15 protein-coding genes and 1 pseudogene are annotated in these 17,653 nt (G+C 67.2%); 13 read left to right on the forward strand and 3 right to left on the reverse strand.

What is annotated here, in order from left to right:
* Positions 1–7 precede the first annotated feature (7 nt).
* Positions 8–1,339 carry a class II 3-deoxy-7-phosphoheptulonate synthase gene (locus FPZ11_RS01625; protein ID WP_146322625.1) on the forward strand — a complete coding sequence of 444 codons (1,332 nt, stop codon included), beginning with the start codon at positions 8–10 and terminating at the stop codon, positions 1,337–1,339.
* 46 nt (positions 1,340–1,385) lie between these two features.
* On the opposite strand, the gene FPZ11_RS19665 is transcribed toward FPZ11_RS01625, so the two are convergent.
* Positions 1,386–1,823 carry a PASTA domain-containing protein gene (locus FPZ11_RS19665; RefSeq protein WP_246846626.1) on the reverse strand — a complete coding sequence of 146 codons (438 nt, stop codon included), beginning with the start codon at positions 1,821–1,823 and terminating at the stop codon, positions 1,386–1,388.
* Positions 1,824–1,875: 52 nt separating this feature from the next.
* The gene (pknB, locus tag FPZ11_RS01630; RefSeq protein WP_246846473.1) at positions 1,876–3,324 is read right to left on the reverse strand and encodes a Stk1 family PASTA domain-containing Ser/Thr kinase; all 1,449 of its coding nucleotides are present in this window, start codon (positions 3,322–3,324) and stop codon (positions 1,876–1,878) included.
* A 102-nt stretch (positions 3,325–3,426) separates the two neighbouring features.
* On the opposite strand from pknB, the gene FPZ11_RS01635 reads away from it, so the two are divergent.
* Positions 3,427–3,789 (forward strand): Rv2175c family DNA-binding protein, encoded by a 363-nt coding sequence (locus FPZ11_RS01635; protein WP_146317816.1) that lies wholly within the window; start codon positions 3,427–3,429, stop codon positions 3,787–3,789.
* A 40-nt stretch (positions 3,790–3,829) separates the two neighbouring features.
* On the opposite strand, the gene FPZ11_RS01640 is transcribed toward FPZ11_RS01635, so the two are convergent.
* Positions 3,830–4,930 (reverse strand): polyprenyl synthetase family protein, encoded by a 1,101-nt coding sequence (locus tag FPZ11_RS01640; RefSeq protein WP_146317818.1) that lies wholly within the window; start codon positions 4,928–4,930, stop codon positions 3,830–3,832.
* Between the two features lie 80 nt (positions 4,931–5,010).
* Between FPZ11_RS01640 and FPZ11_RS01645 the strand changes: the two genes are divergently transcribed.
* The 11 genes and pseudogenes from FPZ11_RS01645 to murG all read left to right on the forward strand — a co-directional run bounded on the left by FPZ11_RS01645 (position 5,011) and on the right by murG (position 17,649).
* Positions 5,011–5,394: an SCO2097 family morphological protein gene (locus FPZ11_RS01645; protein ID WP_146317820.1), complete on the forward strand. Its 384-nt coding sequence runs from the start codon at positions 5,011–5,013 to the stop codon at positions 5,392–5,394.
* A gap of 408 nt (positions 5,395–5,802) precedes the next feature.
* Positions 5,803–6,234 carry a division/cell wall cluster transcriptional repressor MraZ gene (gene mraZ / locus FPZ11_RS01650; RefSeq protein ID WP_146317822.1) on the forward strand — a complete coding sequence of 144 codons (432 nt, stop codon included), beginning with the start codon at positions 5,803–5,805 and terminating at the stop codon, positions 6,232–6,234.
* A gap of 110 nt (positions 6,235–6,344) precedes the next feature.
* Complete coding sequence (gene rsmH, locus FPZ11_RS01655; protein WP_146317824.1) at positions 6,345–7,310, forward strand: 16S rRNA (cytosine(1402)-N(4))-methyltransferase RsmH; 966 nt, start codon at positions 6,345–6,347, stop codon at positions 7,308–7,310.
* Positions 7,307–7,918, forward strand: a complete 612-nt coding sequence (gene ftsL / locus FPZ11_RS01660) for a cell division protein FtsL (RefSeq protein ID WP_146317825.1) — start codon at positions 7,307–7,309, stop codon at positions 7,916–7,918. Before rsmH ends, ftsL begins: the two co-directional genes overlap by 4 nt.
* A 21-nt stretch (positions 7,919–7,939) precedes the next feature.
* Positions 7,940–9,721 carry a peptidoglycan D,D-transpeptidase FtsI family protein gene (locus tag FPZ11_RS01665; RefSeq protein WP_146317827.1) on the forward strand — a complete coding sequence of 594 codons (1,782 nt, stop codon included), beginning with the start codon at positions 7,940–7,942 and terminating at the stop codon, positions 9,719–9,721.
* Between the two features lie 32 nt (positions 9,722–9,753).
* Positions 9,754–11,280 carry a UDP-N-acetylmuramoyl-L-alanyl-D-glutamate--2,6-diaminopimelate ligase gene (locus tag FPZ11_RS01670; RefSeq protein WP_168203922.1) on the forward strand — a complete coding sequence of 509 codons (1,527 nt, stop codon included), beginning with the start codon at positions 9,754–9,756 and terminating at the stop codon, positions 11,278–11,280.
* On the forward strand, positions 11,277–12,686 hold the full coding sequence (locus tag FPZ11_RS01675; protein WP_146322626.1) for a UDP-N-acetylmuramoyl-tripeptide--D-alanyl-D-alanine ligase: 1,410 nt from the start codon (positions 11,277–11,279) through the stop codon (positions 12,684–12,686). The genes FPZ11_RS01670 and FPZ11_RS01675 overlap by 4 nt, the downstream gene beginning before the upstream one ends.
* On the forward strand, positions 12,683–13,792 hold the full coding sequence (mraY, locus tag FPZ11_RS01680) for a phospho-N-acetylmuramoyl-pentapeptide-transferase (RefSeq protein ID WP_146317831.1): 1,110 nt from the start codon (positions 12,683–12,685) through the stop codon (positions 13,790–13,792). The genes FPZ11_RS01675 and mraY overlap by 4 nt, the downstream gene beginning before the upstream one ends.
* An 8-nt stretch (positions 13,793–13,800) precedes the next feature.
* Positions 13,801–15,283, forward strand: a pseudogene (gene murD / locus FPZ11_RS01685) (UDP-N-acetylmuramoyl-L-alanine--D-glutamate ligase).
* 24 nt (positions 15,284–15,307) lie between these two features.
* Positions 15,308–16,576 carry a putative lipid II flippase FtsW gene (gene ftsW, locus FPZ11_RS01690; protein WP_146317833.1) on the forward strand — a complete coding sequence of 423 codons (1,269 nt, stop codon included), beginning with the start codon at positions 15,308–15,310 and terminating at the stop codon, positions 16,574–16,576.
* A complete protein-coding gene (gene murG / locus FPZ11_RS01695; RefSeq protein WP_146317835.1) occupies positions 16,573–17,649 on the forward strand; it encodes an undecaprenyldiphospho-muramoylpentapeptide beta-N-acetylglucosaminyltransferase in 1,077 nt (358 codons plus the stop codon). The genes ftsW and murG overlap by 4 nt, the downstream gene beginning before the upstream one ends.
* Positions 17,650–17,653 lie beyond the last annotated feature (4 nt).

A 17,653-nucleotide genomic window follows, 5' to 3' on the forward strand; every position in this document is an offset into this window, starting at 1 on the left:
TGCTTCCGTGATCGCCGGACTCGACCACTGGCGCACGCTCGAGGCACGGCAGCAGCCGGTGTGGCCCGACTCGGATGCCGCGCGTGCGGCATCGGAGGAGCTTGCGACGCTCCCGCCGCTGGTCTTCGCCGGCGAGGTCGACCAACTCCGCGATCGGCTCGCCGACGCCGCGACCGGCCACGCCTTCCTTCTGCAGGGCGGCGACTGCGCCGAGACGTTCGCGGGCGCCACGGCCGATCAGATCCGCAACCGCGTCAAGACCGTGCTGCAGATGGCGGTCGTGCTGACCTACGGCGCCTCCGTCCCTGTCATCAAGATGGGCCGCATGGCGGGGCAGTTCGCCAAGCCGCGCTCGAGCGACACCGAGACGCGTGGCGAGGTCACGCTGCCCGCCTACCGCGGCGACATGGTGAACGGCTACGACTTCACCCTGGAGTCGCGCACCGCCGACCCGCGCCGCCTCGTGCGCGGCTACCACACGGCTGCGTCCACCTTGAACCTCATCCGCGCCTTCACACAGGGTGGCTTCGCCGACCTGCGCGAAGTGCACAGCTGGAACCGCGGCTTCGCGGCGAACCCCGCCAACCAGCGGTACGAGGGGCTCGCGCGCGACATCGACAGGGCTATCAAGTTCATGGAGGCGGCAGGTGCCGACTTCGACGAGCTCAAGCGCGTGGAGTTCTACGCCAGCCACGAGGCCCTGCTCATGGACTACGAACGGGCGATGACCCGCATCGATTCGCGCACCGGCACCCCGTACGACACGTCCGCCCACTTCGTCTGGATCGGGGAGCGCACGCGCCAGATCGACGGCGCCCATGTCGACTTCCTCAGCAGGGTGCGCAACCCGATCGGCGTGAAGCTCGGGCCGGCAACGACCCCCGACGACATGTTCCGCCTGGTCGACAAGCTCGATCCGCATCGCGAGCCCGGACGCCTCACGTTCGTCACGCGTATGGGTGCAGGCACGATCAGGGACGCCCTGCCCCCGTTGCTCGAGGCGATCAAGTCCGAAGAGGTCTCTCCAGTGTGGGTGACCGACCCCATGCACGGCAATGGACTGACCACTCCGACCGGATACAAGACACGGCGGTTCGACGACGTCGTCGACGAGGTCAAGGGCTTCTTCGACGCGCACCGCGACGCGGGAACGGTGCCGGGCGGCATCCATGTCGAGCTCACCGGCGACGATGTCACGGAGTGCCTGGGCGGCTCCGAGCACATTGACGAGGCGACTCTCGCGACGCGCTACGAGTCGCTGTGCGACCCGCGGCTCAACCACATGCAGTCGCTCGAGCTCGCGTTCCTCGTCGCCGAAGAGCTCGGGTCGCACCGCTAGACGCTCATCGGCGGCGATCGCCGGGATGCCGTTCGGCGACGGCCGATCAGAAGTTCGCGGCGAGCGACACCGTGATCGTGCTGCCCTTGGGCTGCATCGTGCCCGCCGCGGGGTCTGTCGCCGTCACCTTGAAGGCGCTGGAGAACTGGTCGACCGGGATCGGACCGACGGTGTCGGGATAGCTCACCTTGAATCCGGCGTTCGTCAGCTTGGCCTTCGCCTTGTCCCAGGTCTCGCCGATGACGTTCGGAACCTCGACGGGCGCCGGTCCGCGCGAGATGTCGAGCACGATGGTGTCGCCCTTGCGCACCGGTCCCTGACTCTGCGGTGCCTGGGAGATGACGGAGCCCTCCGGGACGCTGTCGCTGTACTCCTTCTTGCCGTCTGTCGGCACGAGTCCGACGGCTTGGAGCGCGGAATCGGCGTCGGCCTCGGCCTTTCCCGTGACGTCGGGCACCGCACCGAGCGAGACCACGAGGTTCACCTTCTCGCCCTTGAAATAGCCGCCGCCCTTGGAGAGGTCGGCCTTGTCGCCCTCAGCCTCGGCAGCGGAGATGACGTCGTTCTTGGCGACATCGCCGTTGAACTGCTCGTCGACGGAGCCGACGACGGCACCCGCCGATCTGATCGCCTTTTCGGCTTCGTGGCGGCTCAGGCCGGCGAGCGCGGGGATCGTGATCGGCTGCCTGCCCTTCGACACGTGCAGGGTGACCTTCGAGCCCTTGGGCGCCGAGATCCCCCTGTACAGGCGTCGAGGAGACCACCGATCCGATCGGCACATTCGCGGAATACACCTGGTCTGATGCCGTTGTGAAGTGCGCGTCGGTCAGCGCGGCGGTCGCCGACTGCAGCGTCGCGCCGTTGACGACGGGAACCGTCACCCTCGAGCCGGGCCCGCCGCCGAAGTACCATCCGGTGCCTCCCGCGACCGCGGCGAGCACGAGCACGAAGGCGATCAGCCACCACCCTCGCGACTGACGGCCCTTCGTCGTCGCGGCCAGCGCCGCCACGGCATCCGTCGCCGACGACTCCGGCGTGACCTGCGCAGCGGGCGCGAGAACCTGGGTTCCGGTCGTCACCTCGTCGAAGGATGCGTCCGGCAGCACGAGCGTCTGCTGGACGCCGTCTTCCTGATATCCGGTGTTCAGCTCCTTCTCGACCTGAAGCAGGCGTTCGAGCATCACGGATGCGTCGGCGGGCCGGTCCGCCGGATCCTTCGCCGTCGCCCAGAGAACGAGCTCATCGAGCGCGGGAGGCACCTCGGGGTTCAGTGTGCTCGGCGCGGGAACGGGGTCGTTGGCGTGCTGGTACGCCACCTGCATCGGCTGTTCGCCCTTGAACGGCTGTTCGCCGGTCAGCATCTCGAACATCATGATGCCGAGCGCGTAGATGTCGCTGCGGGCGTCGGCCACGCCTCTGGTCACGAGCTCCGGGGAGAGATAGGCGATGGTGCCGAGAAGAGCCTGCCCCGTTCCCGTGCTGTTCGTGACGGCGCGGGCGAGGCCGAAATCGCCGATCTTGATGCGTCCGTCGTCGGCGAGCAGCACGTTCTCCGGCTTGAGGTCGCGGTGCACGATCCCAGCGCGGTGGGCCGCGGCGAGGCCGGACAGCACGGCATCGGTGATGTCGATGGTCTGCGCAGCGGTGAGTCTGCCGTAGTCGCGGAGCAGGTCGCGCAGCGTGATCCCCGGCAGATATTCCATGACGAGATACGCCATCTCGGCGTCCTGGCCTTGATCGAAGACGCTGACGACGTTCGGGTGGGCGAGGCGAGCGGCCGATCTCGCTTCCTGCACGAAACGGTTCTTGAACTGGGCGTCGTCGGCGAGGTAGCCGTGCATCACCTTGATCGCGACGCGGCGCTCGAGCCGCAGATCCGTGGCGAGATAGACCGTGGCCATGCCGCCTCGCGCGATGCGGGAGCGCACCTGATAGCGGCCGTCGACGAGACGACCGAGCATCGGGTCGGGCTGGCTCGCGGTCACGCGTCGAGTCTACGGAGGAGAGCTCCGCGAACCCGGTAGAACACGGTAACGAAAGCACCACGCGACGCTGTGGAAATCCGAACGACGTGGCACGCTAGTCGGGTGGCGAAAGCGAGTCCTGCACCCCAAGCATCCCGAGAAGAGAGAGTCTGGCTGACCGTTCCCGACCTGGTCGACGTGCTCGGCGTCGGTGTCGGGCGAGTCCACCGACTGTTGGAAGACAAGCACCTGCTCGCGGCCAGAGTCGACGGCGTCCTCAAGGTGCCCGCCGACTTCGTGGTCGACGGCGAACCGATGAGCGAGTTGCGCGGAACCCTCATCGTCTTGTCGGACGCCGGGTTCAGCGACGACGAAGCCATGTCGTGGCTGCTCGAACCGGAGGACAGCATGGGTGTCGCGCCCATCGACGCTCTGCGATCGGGCCGCAAGGCCGAGGTGCGACGGGTCGCCCAGGCGCTCGCCTGATCGGTCGGTCCTGCTCTGCGTGTCCTAGGCGACGCGTGCCCTAGGCGACCCGGTCGCTGACGGACCTGGTGAGTTCCCGCAGTCGATTCACTGCCACGTCTGCGAGCGGCGCATCGTCGAGGGCGTGACTCGCGCGCTCCACGTTCAGCGCGATCATCCGTTCGACCTCGGCCGTGGCCCCCGACGAGGTGATCGTGTTCTGCAGCATGCGAATCTGGTCGTCATCGAGTTCGGGATCGCCCAGCAGCTCGTCGAGCACCCGGCGCGCCGACGACGGAAGAGAGCGTCGCGCGAGCGCGATGAGCACCGTGCGCTTTCCCTCGCGCAGGTCGTCTCCGCTCGGCTTGCCCGTGACCGTCGCATCGCCGAAGACGCCGAGCAGATCGTCCCTGAGCTGGAACGCGATGCCCAGCGGAAGTCCGAACTCCCGCAACGCGTCGAGCTGACCGAGCGTGCCGCCGGCGAGCAGGCCACCGAGCAGGAGAGGCGCCTGCACGCTGTACTTCGCGGACTTGTAGACGATCACTCGTTCGGCACGAGAGAGGTGGTCGTCCTCTGCGCCCGCTCGCCATGAGCGCTCCTCGAGGATGTCCAGGTACTGGCCGGCGATCACCTCGGCGCGCATCCTGCCGAACTCCCTGCGCACGCCGACCGCGCGTGCTGCGTCGACGCCGTCCGCCAGCGCCTCGGCCAGCAGGTCGTCGCTGTAACCGAGCAGCAGGTCGCCGAGGAGAATGGCTGCTCCATCACCGAAGTCTTCAGCCCGTCCGTCCCAGCCGTGCTCGCGGTGCAACGACTCGAAGCGGCGATGGGCGGACGGTGCTCCTCGACGGAGGTCGGAGCGATCGATGATGTCGTCGTGCACGAGCGCCGCCGCGTGGAAGAGTTCGAGTGCGGACGCGGTGCCGATCACGGCATCCAACCGCTCGGATTCGCGCCGATCGCGCGCGCCTTCGACCGACTCGTATCCCCAGTAGCAGAACAACGCCCTGAATCGTTTGCCACCACTGAGAAACTGCCTGGAGAACGACGCGAGCGGGCCGATCTCCGGGGCGATGGACAGCACAATTGATTCGCGGGTTTCAAGGAATCTTCCGATTCGTTCGTCCACGAGATCGATCAACCGGTCGGTTCCAGGCACTCGCCTAGCCTAGCTGCGGCAGCATGACTAGAATCAGTAGTCACAACATGGTCATTCTCGTAAGCCTGAGGGGGACAAGGATGCCGCTTTCGGAGCACGAGCAGCGCCTCCTCGATGAGATGGAGCGCAGCCTCTATCAGAACGATGCCGACTTCGTCGCGAAGGTCGGCGGAGGACGAGTCCGTCCCACCTATCGAGCGGTGGTTCTCGGCATCCTCCTCGCCGTCGTGGGAATCGGTGTTCTGCTGACCGGCGTCTTCACCCAGATCGTGCTGGTGGGCATTTTGGGCTTCGTGCTCATGCTCGCCGGCGTGCTGGTCGCCATCACGCCGAGTCGCAGAAAACGAGCGGCAGCCGCCCTGGACGACCAGCAGCAGGCGTCGACGCCGAAGCAGGCCCAGCAGCCCGGGTTCATGGACAAGCTCAACGAGCGCTGGGACAAGCGTCAAGACGGAGAGCAGTAGCCAGAGATCTGCCGGCGGGCCGCCGTCGTTGACGTGAATTCGTCGAACTGAGCCCGGCCGCGTCGTACCGTGCGTTCGAGCGGTGTTCTCCGCCGATTCTTTCTGCGGCTCGGGCCGCGGCAGCCCCGGCCGGCACTGTGAGTTCGCCCGTCGCATCAGCGACGGGCCTTTTTGTGTGCCCTCCCTGGCGCTTTGTTGTCGGCCTCACTCTCACCATCTCGACACGCCGCCCTCCCCGGGGCTCTCGTATTCCCTCCACCTTGCTCCCGACGCTTTTCCCGCGTGTTTTCTGGGGGCGAGGCATCCCTGCGCGGGGTTCCCATCACTTTTTCATCTTTGAGTGGATGGATGTGGAGTAAAGTGGAGGATGTCGCCGGCTCGCGGCGAAGCTCGACGGGGGAGGAGCCGATGTTTCTTGGCACCTACGCTCCGAAGCTCGACGAAAAGGGGCGCATCATCCTCCCTGCGAAGTTCCGCGACGAATTCGAATCGGGACTCGTGATGACCAGGGGGCAGGAGCGCTGCGTCTATGTCTTTCCCCGTCGCGAGTTCGAGTCGTTGAACGAGAAGATCCGTCAAGCACCGGTCACGAGCAAGCAGGCCCGCGACTACCTGCGCGTGTTCCTCTCGGGCGCGAGCGACGAGGTGCCCGACAAACAGCACCGCGTCACGATCCCGCCGCTACTGCGCACCTACGCGGGGCTGCAGCGCGACCTGACCGTGATCGGCGCAGGCAACCGCGCAGAGATCTGGGATTCCACCGCATGGGATGCCTACCTCGAGGCGAACGAGGCGTCGTTCGCGGAAACCGCCGAGGAGGTGATTCCGGGGCTGTTCTAGCGCCTGGCGCCCGACCCCCAGCCACATCGAACGCACCCTGACGCACTTCCCCGGTGTCAGGTGGCGTGTGGATGGGGATCCGGCGCCAGGGGCGAAAGCTCCGAGACAGCATGGATGAGACACCAGACCCTCGCGACATCCACGTCTCCGTGATGCTCGAACGGTGCGTCGAGCTCCTCTCTCCTGCGATCGACCACGACGGCGCCGTGATGATCGACGCCACGTTGGGCCTCGGCGGACACACGGAGGCGTTCCTCGAACGGTTCCCCTCCCTGACCGTCGTGGGGCTCGACAGAGACCTCGAGGCCATCGACCTGGCATCGCAGCGGCTGCGGAGATTCGGCGACCGGTTCGAGGCCGTGCACACGGTCTACGACGGAATCGTTGATGCCGCGGCATCCCTCGGCCACGACACCGTCGACGGCGTGCTTTTCGATCTCGGAGTCTCGTCTCTGCAGCTCGATCGCGTGGAGCGCGGCTTCTCGTATTCGAAGGATGCTCCGCTCGACATGCGCATGGACGCCACGAGCGAGCTCACGGCCGAGACCGTCATTGCGGATTACGACGAGGGTGAACTGCGCCGCATCTTCCTCGACTACGGCGAGGAGAAGCTGGCGGCGCGATACGCGCGAGCCATCGTGCGGGCGCGGGCGAAGGCGCCGATCCGGCGGTCGGGCGAACTGGTGGCGATCATCCAGGAGGCGACGCCCGTCGCGGTGCAGAGGGCGGGGCATCCCGCCAAGCGGGTCTTCCAGGCGCTGCGCATCGAGGTCAACCACGAGCTCGAGGTGCTCGAGACGGCCATTCCTCGAGCCATCGACCTCCTGCGCGTCGGTGGACGGATCGCTGTCATGTCCTTTCAGTCGTTGGAGGACCGCATCGTCAAACGGGCGCTGGCCGCGAAGGCGACCTCGACCGCACCGGCGGGGCTGCCGGTGGAGCTGCCGGAGCACCGCCCGCAACTGAAGTTGCTGACCAGGGGGGCCGAGCTCGCCGACGAGGAGGAGCGCGCACGCAATCCGCGCTCCATTCCCGTTCGGCTGCGCGCGGCGGAACGCATCAGGGGGAACACATGAGCCAGGCGACCGCCGCGCTTCCATCGACCGGTGCGGCACCGGCACGCAGGGCTGCGCCCCGTCTGGAGGCGCTGCCCCGGGTATCCCGTCGTGCGCGACCGAAGCTGTTCTACGCAGCCGTCGCCGTGAGCACGGTGATGGTCATCGTCGTGACGCAGCTGCTGCTCTCGATCGGCGTCTCGCAGGGCGCGTACCGCATCGAGTCGCTGCAGTCCGAGAACGCGCGTCTCGCACGGGAGTACCAGGCGGCGTCCGAGACCGTGCAGACGCTCTCTTCGCCGCAGAACCTGGCCGCCAACGCCGTCGCGCTGGGCATGGTGAGCGATGCGACGCCCGTCTATCTGCGGCTGTCGGACGGCAAGGTGATCGGCTCGCCCACGCCCGCGACGGCCGCATCGGGCTCGACGGGCCAGCTGGTCGGAAATGCGCTGACCCAGGACCTCCCGCTCGTCGTCGGTGGCTCGACGAACACGAAGTCGGCGAAGTCCGCGGCGAGCGGCACGACAACGGGCAAGACCGGATCGGGCGCACCGACGTCGAATCAGCAGCAGAGCGAGAGCACCCCCGTACCGTGGACGGGAGCCCTGCCGGGGCCGTCGACCCATTGATCAGCAACATGAGGTGGCACCATGACGTCCGTCGCTTCCCGTAGACGCCGTGCCACGGTCGCGATCGCGACGGTGATCGTGATCGTGATCGTGTTCGTCGTGCGACTCGTCGATGTGCAGGTCGTGCAGGCGGACTCCCTGAACCGCAAGGCGGCGGAGCAGCGCGGAGACGTCTCCGTCATCAACGGCACGAGAGGCTCGATCGTCTCAGAAGACGGCACGGTGCTGGCACGCAGCGTGTTGCGCTACGACTTCATCGCCACACCGAAGTACACCAAGAAACCCTTCGACGTGACGATCGATGGCGCGACGAAGAAGATGACGCTTGCCCAGGCGGCACCGGTCATCGCCGCCATCACGGGGCAGAAGGCCACCGATATCACCGAGCCGATCCAGTCCGCGCTGGCCACCAACAAGAACTCCATGTACGCGCCCATCGTGCAGAACGTGGATGTCTCCACCTACCAGAAGCTGACGGCGCTGCACATCTCGTGGCTCAACTCCACCAGCCACGAGACGCGCGTCTACCCGAACGGGGCGGTGGCCGGCAACATCCTCGGTTTCCTCAACGGCGACGGGGTCGCGCAGGCGGGCCTGGAGGAGAGCGGCAACGCCTGCCTCGCGGGCAAGAACGGTGAGGAGACGTACCAGGTCGGTGAGGACGGCGTCACCATCCCAGGCAGCACGAAGGTGCAGAAGGCGGCCAAGCAGGGTGGTCAGCTCGTCACCACGCTGAACTCCGACCTCCAGTGGTTCGCGCAGGACGAGCTCGCGAAGACCGTGAAACAGCTCGGTGCGCAGTTCGGCATGATCAGCGTCGTCAGCATCAAGGACGCCAAGATCCGGGTGGCGGCGCAGTATCCGTCGGCGGACCCGAACGATCTCGACGCGACGCCCACCGAGTATTGGCCGGCGATGATGTTCCAGAGCATCTACGAGCCCGGATCCATCTTCAAGCCGCTGACCGCCGCCGCTCTGCTGGACACGGGCAAGGCGACGCCGACGACTCACGCCGTCGTTCCCGACACCTTCGCTCCGCAGCAGGGCGTGTTCGTCTCGGACAACGAGTCGCACCCCGTGCAGAACCTGACACTGACGGGCATTCTGACCGAGTCCTCGAACGTCGGCATGTCGGAGATCGGAACCACGATGACCGACCAGGCGCGCTACGAGTTCCTGAAGAAGTTCGGCATCGGCAAGGCCACCGCCGTCGATTTCCCTGGTGAGCAGAGCGGCATCCTCACGAAGCCGTCGACCTGGGACGAGCAGACCAAGTACGCCACCACGTTCGGACAGGGCCTGTCGACGACCCAAGCGCAGATGCTGAGCGCCTATCAGGCCATCGCGAACGGGGGAGTGCAGGTTCCGCTCTCGCTCGTCGAGGGCTGCAAGCAGGCCGACGGCACGATGACACAGGTGCCGTCGAAGAAGGGCACCAGGGTCGTCACGGCGAAGACCTCGCAGGAGATCCTCGGCATGCTCGAGAACGTGCTCAAGGGCGGTCCGCTCTCCACCTTGCCCGACACCGAGATCCCCGGATATCTCGTCGCGGCGAAGACAGGAACGGCGCAGGAGCCCGACGGTCACGGCGGCTACCAGCAGAACTACTACGTCTCGGTGATGGGCGTCGCACCGGTGGACGATCCGCAGTATCTCGTTTCTGTGAACATCGGCTTCCCGACTACGATCAGAACGTCCATGGCAGCGGGTCCGCTGTTCAAGTTGATGATGAGCCAGGTGCTCAAGGACTACCGGGTTCAGCCGTCGACCGGCAGCCCGGCGAACTACCCCGATACCTATTGAAAGTGAGCCACGTGACCGGAACGGGCACCGCAATGCTGCGCCCAGAACACCCCGTCCCCCGGTCCCTGTCGCAGCTGGTGGCCGACTTCGGGTTCGAGGCGTCGGAGCGGGTTGATTCAGTCGAGGTCAGTGGCGTGACCGTCAGCTCGGCGGCCGTCGAGCCGGGCGATCTCTATGTCGGGCTTCCCGGAACCAGGGTGCACGGGGCATCCTTCGCCGCCGACGCCGCGGCCTCAGGCGCGACCGCCGTGCTGACGGATGCCGCCGGCGCGGTCCTCGCCGAAGGCGCCGGTCTGCCGGTGCTCGTCACCGAAGACCCGCGCGCGGCTCTCGGCGACGTCGCCGCATGGGTGTACCGCACCGAGGAGAACACGGCTACCTTCTTCGCCGTCACCGGAACCAACGGCAAGACGAGCGTCGTCTACGTGATCACGGCCGTGCTGGGACAGCTCGGCGTGCGCTCGGGTCTCAGTTCGACGGCGGAGCGTCGCATCGGCGACGTCGCCGTCACGAGTTCGCTGACGACGCCGGAGGCGAGTGAACTGCACGGCCTCCTGGCCAGGATGCGCGAGGCCGAGGTGCGCGCCGCCGCCGTCGAGGTGTCGGCACAGGCGTTGAGCCGCCATCGCGTCGACGGCATCGTCTTCGACGTGGCCGGATTCACGAACCTGAGCCACGACCACCTCGACGACTACGCGTCGATGGACGAGTACTACGCCGCCAAGCTCGAGCTGTTCACGCCGGACAGGGCTCGTCGGGCTGTCGTCACGATCGACGACGAGTGGGGAAGGCGGCTCGCGGACGAGTCGCGCATCCCCGTCACCACGCTGACCAGCGTCGAGGGCATCGACGCGGACTGGCGTGTCGAGCTCGGGGAGCAGACGATCGATCGCACCGGGTTCACGCTCGTCGGGCCCGACGGACGATCGCTGACCACGAGCATCCCGGTGCTGGGCGCCTTCATGGCGACGAACGCGGCGCTCGCGATCGTCATGCTCGTGGAGTCGGGCTTCGATCTCGAGGCCATCGGACAGGCGCTCGAACGCGACGGGGGCATCCAGGCCTACATTCCCGGGCGTGCCGAACGCGTCTCAGGCGAACGCGGCCCCGCGCTCTTCGTCGACTACGGACACACCCCCGACGCGTTCGAGCGGGCGCTCTCCTCGCTGCGCGTCGTCACCCCCGGGCGCATCATCATGGTGTTCGGCGCCGACGGCGACAGAGACACCACCAAGCGAGCAGCGATGGGCGCGATCGCGGCGCGCGGTGCCGACGAGGTGATCATCACCGACTTCCACCCCCGGTACGAGGACCCCGCAGCCATCCGCGCAGCGCTCATCGCGGGGGCGCTGGATGCCGTCCCCGACGCCGAGGTGCTCGAGGTCGCCGACCAGCGTGCGGCCATTCGCACCGCCATCCAGCACGCCACAGAAGGAGACGTCATCTTCTACGCCGGACCCGGCCACGAGGACTACCAGGAGGTCGCGGGAGTGCACCTGCCCTATTCCGCCAGGGACGACGCGCGACTCGCCCTGCGCGAAGCGGGGTGGCTTTCGTGATCGCGATGACCATGGGCGAGATCGCCGACGCGGTCGGCGGAAAGATCGTCGGCGGCGATCCCGCCACGCTCGTCGACGGGCTGTCGTACACCGACTCCAGGGAAGTGACGAGCGGCGGCGTCTTCTTCGCGAAGCCGGGGGAGTTCACCGACGGACACCTGTTCGCTCCGCAGGCCGTCGAGCGCGGTGCTGCGCTGGTCGTCGTCGATCACGAGCTCGAGCTCGATGCGCCACAGCTCGTCGTCGCCGACGTGGTGGACGCGCTCGGCGACCTAGCGCGCACCGTGATCGCGAAGGTGCGCGAGGCGGGCATCCTGCGCATCGTCGGCATCACCGGCTCGAACGGCAAGACCACCACCAAGAACCTGCTCGGCACGATCCTCTCCCGCGTGGGGCAGACCGTCGCACCCCGCGCCTCGTTCAACAACGAGGTGGGCGCCCCGCTGACGATGCTCGAGGTCACCGACGAGACGCGGTTCCTCGTCGCCGAGATGGGCGCGAGCCGCGAGGGCGACATCGCGCGCCTCATCCGCATGGCGAAGCCCGACGTCGGCGTCGTGTTGAAGGTAGGGCTGGCCCACGCGGGCGAGTTCGGCGGCATCGAGGCCACGCAGCGGGCGAAGTCCGAGATGGTGACCGACCTCTCCGCCGACGACATCGCGGTGCTCAACGCCGACGACCCGCGTGTGGCGGCGATGGCGCCGATGACGAGGGCCCGAGTCCTCTGGTTCGGCGAGGACGGCGAGGATGCCCCCGACCGCGTGCGCGCCACCGGTGTGCGTTCCGGCCGCGCGGGCACCGCGTTCCGGCTGCATCTTCCCGATGGCGAAGAGCGTGACGTGGCGTTCCGCGTGCTGGGCGAGCACCACGTGGCGAACGCCCTCGCGGCATCTTCTGCTGCGTTCGCACTCGGCGTCGGCATCGACGACATCGTGGCCGGGCTCGAGTCGGTGACGCGTGCCGAGCGCTGGCGCATGGAGGTCGTGGGCAACGCGCGCGGGGTCACGGTGATCAACGACGCGTACAACGCCAGCCCCGACTCGATGGCCGCCGCGCTCAAGACGCTCGTGCAGCTGCGCGAGCCGGGCGGCAGGGCGATCGCCGTGCTCGGCGAGATGAGTGAGCTGGGCGACGCATCAGGAGCGGAGCACGATCGCATCGGTCTGCTCGCCGTTCGGCTCGGCATCGATCAGGTCGTCGTGGTGGGATCGGGCGCGCGTCGCCTGCACATCTCCACGATCAACGAGGGATCGTGGGACGGCGAGTCGGCGTTCGTGGAGACGCAGGACGAGGCGTACTCGCTGCTCGCCTCGATGCTGCGTGAGGGAGACACGGTGCTGGTGAAGTCGTCGAACTCGGCGGGTCTGCGGCACCTGGGAGACCGGTTGGGAGAATTGTTCTCGTGAGGGCACTACTGACCGCAGGCGCTCTGTCGCTCGCCTTCTCGCTCTTCTTGACGCCCGTGTTCGTCAAGCTCTTCCATCGGCTCAACTGGGGCCAGTTCATCCGCGACGACGGACCGCAGTCGCATCATGCCAAGCGTGGAACGGCCACCATGGGCGGCATCGTCATCATTCTGGCCACGCTGGTCGGATACTTCGTCGCCGTGTTGATCAACGGCGGCGACGGTCTGTCCGTCTCGCCGCTGCTCGTGCTGTTCATGATGGTCGGGCTCGGGGTGGTCGGCTTCGTCGACGACTTCATGAAGACGCGCAAGCAGCGCAGTCTCGGGCTCGGCGGCTGGTCGAAGGTGTTGGGCCAGGTCATCGTGGCGACGGTGTTCGGCATCCTCGCCATCAACTTCCCGAGCCGAGAAGGGGTCACACCGGCGTCGACCGAGATCTCCTTCATCAGGGACCTGCCGATCGACCTCATGGTGCTCGGCGGCATCCCGATCGTCGGCATCATCCTCTACCTCATCTGGATCAACCTCATCGCCACGGCCGCGTCGAACAGCGTCAATGTGACCGACGGCCTCGACGGCCTGGCGACGGGCGCGTCGATCCTGGCGATCGGGTCGTACATCATCATCGGGTTCTGGCAGTTCAATCAGTCCTGTTTCAGCGACTCGATCGACAAGGACAACCTTTTCAAGTGCTACACGGTGCGCGACCCGCTCGACCTCGCGGTGGTCGCCGCCGCGATCGTGGGCGCACTCGTCGGATTCCTGTGGTGGAACACGTCGCCTGCGCAGATCTTCCTCGGCGACACCGGCTCACTCGCCCTCGGTGGGGCGCTCGCAGCGCTGGCGATCCTCAGCCACACCGAGCTTCTGCTCGTCCTCATCGGCGGCCTGTTCGTGATCGAGAGCGGCTCGGTCATCCTGCAGCGGGCGTACTTCAAGGCCACGCGCGGCAAACGGATCTTCCGCATGAGTCCGATCCACCACCACTTCGAGCTCAAGGGCTGGGCCGAGGTGACGGTGGTCGTGCGGTTCTGGATCATCGGCGGGTTGCTCGTGGCGGCCGGCGTCGGCTCCTTCTACCTCGAGTGGTTGTCGAGAACCTCGTGACGGAAGCCCTGACGCGGCGGCTGGCGGGGCTCACGAGCTGGCGGTCGGACTGGCGGGGGCTTCGCGTCGCCGTTCTCGGACTCGGCGTCGCGGGTTTCTCCTCCGCCGACACGCTCGCGGAGTTGGGCAGCGACGTTCTGGTGGTCGCGGATGCCCGCCACGACGAGCGCGCCCGCCTTCTCGACGTCATCGGCGCACGTCTGACCGTGCATGATCTGAAGACCGTGCCTGGCGAACTTGTCGATTTCGACCCCGAGGTCGTCGTCGTCTCCTCGGGCAGATTCCACCCCGACCACCCGGTGCTCACCTGGGCCGCAGACAACGGGATTCCGGTCTGGAGCGACATCGAGCTGGCCTGGCGGGTGCGGGACAAGGTCGAGCCGGCGGCCGAGTGGATCTGCATCACCGGCACGAACGGCAAGACCACGACGACCCGGCTGACGGCGACGTTCCTCGTCGCAGCGGGCCTCCGCGCGGCACCGTGCGGCAACATCGGTGTTCCGGTGCTCGACGCCGTTCGCGATCCGCAGGGCTTCGACGTGCTCGTCGTCGAGCTGTCCAGCTACCAGCTGCACTGGCTCAACCAGAACGCGGGGGGGAGAGATCGTCCCGTTCTCGAGCGTCTGCCTCAACCTCGCGGAGGATCATCTCGACTTCCACGGGTCGATGGCGGAATACGCGCGGGCGAAGGCGCGCGTGTACGAGAACACGAAGACCGCCTGCGTCTACAACAAGGCCGACGTCGCCACGCTTCGCATGGTGGAAGACGCCGATGTCGTCGAAGGCGCACGCGCGATCGGATTCGGTCTCGATTCTCCGGGTCCGAGCGACTTCGGCATCGTCGACGGCATCCTGTGCGACCGCGCCTTCCTCGCCGATCGCACGATGACGGCACTCGAACTCACGACGGTCGAGGAGCTGAGCGCCGTCGGGCTCGCCGCTCCGCACATCGTGGCGAACATCCTCGCCGCCAGTGCGCTTGCGCGGTCGTACGGGGTGACGGCAGGAGTCATCCACGAGTCGCTCGGGACGTTCCGTCTCGACCCGCACCGCATCGAGCGGGTCGCAGAACACGACGGCGTCGTGTGGATCGATGACTCCAAGGCGACCAACCCGCATTCGGCGGACGCCTCCCTACGTGCCTTCGACCGAGTGGTGTGGGTGCTCGGGGGACTGCTCAAGGGCGTGGAGATCGACGAGCTCGTGCGCAGCCATGCCCCGAGGCTCGCCGGGGCTGTCGTGATCGGGATCGATCAGGAGCCCGTGCTCGCGGCATTCCGCCGACACGCGCCCGGCCTCGAGGTGCTGACCGTCAGCCCCCGCGAGACTGAGGAGGTCATGCCGGAAGCCGTCCGGCTGGCGGCGCGGCTGGCGCACGAGGGCGACACGGTTCTCCTCGCACCGGCGGCCGCATCCATGGATCAGTTCACCGACTACGGAGACCGGGGCGACCGATTCGCCGAGGCGGTTCGCAACCTTCTCAACCGGTGAGGTGACGCAGAGAGAGGGGACCGGGTGACGGCATCCACACGGGTCCCGGAGCGGTCCTCGGTTCGGGGCAAGGCCAGAACCGAGACGCCGGCGCCGCAGACATCGGTGCGCAGTTCGTTCGTCAGCGCGCGGATCTCACTGAGCAGGGTGTTCGCCGCCGAAAGCGCCAACTACTACTTCCTGCTCGCCGTCACGCTGTTCATGGTCGTGTTCGGCCTGGTGATGGTGCTCTCGTCGTCGTCGATCGACTCCGGGTCGGGCGGTGGAAGCTTTTTCGCGCGGTTCCTGACGCAGGGACTCTACGCGGTCATCGGCGTGCCGATCATGCTGATCGCCTCCCGGGCACCCGCATCGTTCTGGCGCTGGGCGTCGTGGCCGGCGCTGCTCGCGTCGCTCGTGCTTCAGCTTCTGGTCGTCGCCACTCCGCTCGGTTCGGACAACGGCACCGACTACAACAAGAACTGGCTCCAGATCGGCTCGGTCGCGCTGCAGCCGTCCGAGGCCATCAAGATCGCGCTGATCCTGTGGATCGGGATGTTCGTGGCTCGCAAGCAGGACCGCCTCAAGGAGTGGAAGTACGGGCTGCTCCCCGTACTGCTCGTCTCGTCGGCAGCGATCGGTCTGGTGCTCGCGGGCGGAGACCTCGGAACCACCTCGATCATCCTCGGGATCGTGATCGGCACGCTCTTCTTCGCCGGCATTCCGATGCGTCAGTTGCTCATCACGGGTGTCATCGCGCTCGGCGGCGCCATCCTGTTCGCGGTGAGCAGGGCGAGCCGCCTCCAGCGCATCCTGGGATTTCTTCACCCGTCGTCGGCCGACCCGCTGAGCACCGGGTGGCAGATCCAGCAGAGCAACTTCGCCCTCGCTCACGGCAGCATCATGGGCGTTGGGCTCGGCAACTCGCAGTCCAAGTGGAATTGGCTGCCAGAGGCCGACACCGACTTCATCTTCTCCATCATCGGAGAGGAGCTGGGGCTGCTCGGCGCCATCGTCGTGCTCGTGCTGTTCATTCTGCTGACGGTGTGTTTCATCCGTATCATGAACGCGTCGAAGGATCCCTTCGCGCGGGTCGTCACCGGCGGTGTGATGGTCTGGCTGGTCGGACAGGGACTCGTCAACATCGGCGTCGTTCTCGGGCTGCTGCCCGTGCTCGGCGTTCCATTGCCCTTGATATCGGCCGGAGGAACAGCCCTGATCAGCTCGCTCTTCGCCATCGGCGTCGTGCTCTCGTTCGCACGTTCGACGACGGCGTCACCGTCGGCTCGTGGCCGCAAGTCCGCGCGCGCATGACCACGTATCTGATGGCCGGTGGTGGAACCGCCGGCCACGTCAATCCATTGCTCGCCGTCTCCGACGCCCTTCGTCGTGACGAACCCGACGCCGAGATCTTCGTGTTGGGTACCGCAGAAGGCCTGGAGTCGCGTCTGGTGCCCGCCCGAGGCTACGAGCTCGTCACGATCCCGAAGCTGCCGTTCCCGCGGCGACCGGATGCCGCCGCCTTGCGCTTCCCCGCCCGGTTCCGTTCCAGCGTCGCCCAGGTTCGCGCCCTGCTGACCGACCGTGCGGTCGATCTCGTGATCGGCTTCGGCGGGTACGCCGCCGCTCCGGCGTACAGCGCGGCGCATCGTGCCGGAGTGCCGCTCGCGCTGCACGAGGCCAACGCCAAACCCGGCATGGCCAACAGGCTGGGCGCGCGGTACACGCGCCACGTGGGCGTCGCGTTCGAGAACACGTCCATCGCGCACGCCCGCTTCGTCGGCATGCCTCTCAGGCGCGAGATCGAAGACCTCGACAGGGCGGCTGTCAGGCAGGAGGCGCTCGACTTCTTCGGGCTCGACGACGCGCCCACGGTCTTGGTCACTGGAGGGTCGCTCGGCGCCCGTCGCATCAATGCAACGGTCACCGCTGCTGCTTCGATGCTCACCGACGCCGGATACCAGGTGCTGCATATCCAGGGCGGATCCGCGGAATTCGAGGATCCGCGAGTACCCGGATACCACCTGATCGACTACTGCGACCGCATGGATCTGGCCCTGGCCGTGGCCGACGCGGCGATCTCGCGCGCGGGCGCCGCAACCGTGAGCGAGCTCTCTGCGCTCGGCATTCCGGCCGTGTACGTGCCGTACCCGGTCGGCAACGGCGAACAGCGTTTCAACGCTGCAGGCGTCGTCGACGCTGGCGGAGCCGTGCTCATCGATGACGCACGTTTCACGCCGGAGTGGGTGTCGGCATCCGTCGTTCCGCTGCTGCAGGATCGCGACCGGCTCGCTCAGATGGCCGACGCCGCTGCGGCAGTCGGCGTGCGCGACGGAGCGGAGCGCATGGTCGCTCTTGCACGCGAGGCGCTCGGAGCCGCGAGCTAGCTGA

Origin of the sequence: Humibacter ginsenosidimutans (assembly GCF_007859675.1) — a bacterium.
In the GTDB taxonomy this organism is placed as follows: domain Bacteria; phylum Actinomycetota; class Actinomycetes; order Actinomycetales; family Microbacteriaceae; genus Humibacter; species Humibacter ginsenosidimutans.